Source organism: Pseudokineococcus marinus (assembly GCF_013004605.1).
Lineage (GTDB): Bacteria > Actinomycetota > Actinomycetes > Actinomycetales > Quadrisphaeraceae > Pseudokineococcus > Pseudokineococcus marinus.
The window spans coordinates 1-1,810 of sequence record NZ_JABEMA010000452.1; the positions used below are offsets into that span (position 1 = coordinate 1).

A 1,810-nucleotide genomic window follows, 5' to 3' on the forward strand; every position below is an offset into this window, starting at 1 on the left:
GTCGCCGAGCACGGCGCCTCGTCCGCCGCGGGCGGGGCGACCGCCGGCGGCGAGGGCGGCGGTCGGCGCGTGCTCCTCGCCGCGCCGCGCGGCTACTGCGCCGGCGTGGACCGCGCCGTCGTCGCCGTGGAGAAGGCCCTGGAGCTGCACGGCAGCCCCGTGTACGTGCGCAAGGAGATCGTCCACAACAAGCACGTCGTGGCCACGCTCACCGAGCGCGGCGCCGTCTTCGTCGACGAGACCGACGAGGTGCCCGAGGGCGCCACCGTCATCTTCTCCGCGCACGGGGTCTCCCCGGCGGTGCACGCGTCGGCGGCCGAGCGGCAGCTCAAGACCATCGACGCGACGTGCCCCCTGGTGACGAAGGTGCACAAGGAGGCCGTGCGCTTCGCCAAGGACGACTACGACATCCTCCTCGTCGGCCACGACGGGCACGAGGAGGTCGAGGGCACGGCGGGCGAGGCCCCCGAGCACGTCCAGCTCGTCGACGGGCCCGAGTCCGTCGACGCGGTCACGGTCCGCGACCCCGAGAAGGTCGTGTGGCTCAGCCAGACGACGCTGTCGGTCGACGAGACGATGCAGACGGTCGAGCGGCTGCGCGAGCGCTTCCCGACGCTGCAGGACCCGCCGAGCGACGACATCTGCTACGCCACGCAGAACCGGCAGGTGGCGGTCAAGAAGATCGCCCCGAGCTGCGACCTGATGATCGTGGTGGGGTCGGCCAACTCCTCGAACTCCGTCCGCCTCGTCGAGGTCGGGCTCCAGCACGGGGCGAGGGCCGCCCACCGGGTGGACCACCGGGGCGAGGTCGACGAGGCCTGGCTCGAGGGCGTGACGACGGTCGGCGTCACGTCGGGCGCGTCGGTGCCGGAGATCCTCGTCACCGACCTGCTGGCCTGGCTGGCCGAGCGCGGCTTCGGGGACGTCGAGGAGGTCCGCACGGCGTCGGAGGACCTGCTCTTCTCGCTGCCCCGCGAGCTCCGGGCGGACCTCAAGACCGCCGCCGCGATGCGGGCCTGACACCCCTCCGGAGCCTCAGCCGGCGCGGCGGACGCCGTCCGGGCCCCGCCCCCGCTCGGGACGGTCTCGCTCATCACGGGCGGGGGCGGCCCCGTCGTCGAGGTCGGCCACGAGCTCCGGGGCCGTGAGCGGCCGCGGCGCGTCGACGAGGGGCTCGGGCGCCGGCAGGTCGTCCTCGACGAGCCCCATGTCGGCGAGGCGCCGCGCCGAGACGAGCACGCGTCGCTCGAGGGTGCCGACCAGGCCGTTGTAGTCCTCCACGGCCCGGTGCAGGGAGCGGCCGAGGGCCGCCGTGCCGCGGCCGAGGGTCCCGAGGCGGCGGTGGAGCTCGCGGCCCGTGTCGAGCAGGCCGCGGCCTCGAGGAAGGCGGCGAGCGGCGCCTTGGCGTCGACGACGACGCTCTTGCCCCCGGGCAGCCGGACGACGGCGTCCGGCCGGACGCGCCCGCCGTCCGCGCCGGGCGCCGTGACCTGGTGCTCGACGTCGACGCGGTCGAGCATCCCGGCGTGCTCGACGACGCGGCGCAGCTGGACCTCCCCCCACGCCCCTCGGGCGCTCGGGCTGCGCAGCGCGCCGGCGAGCGCCGTCGTCTCGGTGCGCAGCGCCTCGCCGGAGCGGCGGACGGCCTCGAGCTGGGCCTCCAGGCGGCCCACCTGGGCGGCGCGCTCGGCCTCCAGCGAGCCGACGGTGCGCTCCACGCGCGCCAGGCTGCTCGTGAGCGGGGCCAGGCCCAGGGCCAGCTCGTGCTCGTCCTCGCGCGCCGCCTCGGACGCCCGCGCCCGCTCGAGGG

2 protein-coding genes and 1 pseudogene are annotated in these 1,810 nt (G+C 76.4%); 1 reads left to right on the forward strand and 2 read right to left on the reverse strand.

Annotated elements, in window-relative coordinates; all coding sequences use genetic code 11:
• The first annotated feature begins 69 nt into the window (after window positions 1–69).
• The gene (locus HLB09_RS16515) at window positions 70–1,020 is read left to right on the forward strand and encodes a 4-hydroxy-3-methylbut-2-enyl diphosphate reductase (protein ID WP_171204391.1); all 951 of its coding nucleotides are present in this window, start codon (window positions 70–72) and stop codon (window positions 1,018–1,020) included.
• Window positions 1,021–1,035: 15 nt separating this feature from the next.
• Here the strand turns inward: HLB09_RS16515 and HLB09_RS17955 are convergent, their stop codons facing one another.
• Both HLB09_RS17955 and rmuC read right to left on the reverse strand, forming a co-directional pair.
• Window positions 1,036–1,281, reverse strand: a complete 246-nt coding sequence (locus HLB09_RS17955) for a hypothetical protein (RefSeq protein WP_212771270.1) — start codon at window positions 1,279–1,281, stop codon at window positions 1,036–1,038.
• Window positions 1,282–1,400: 119 nt separating this feature from the next.
• Window positions 1,401–1,718: pseudogene (gene rmuC / locus HLB09_RS20485) on the reverse strand (DNA recombination protein RmuC); the annotation flags it as partial.
• Window positions 1,719–1,810: the final 92 nt, after the last annotated feature.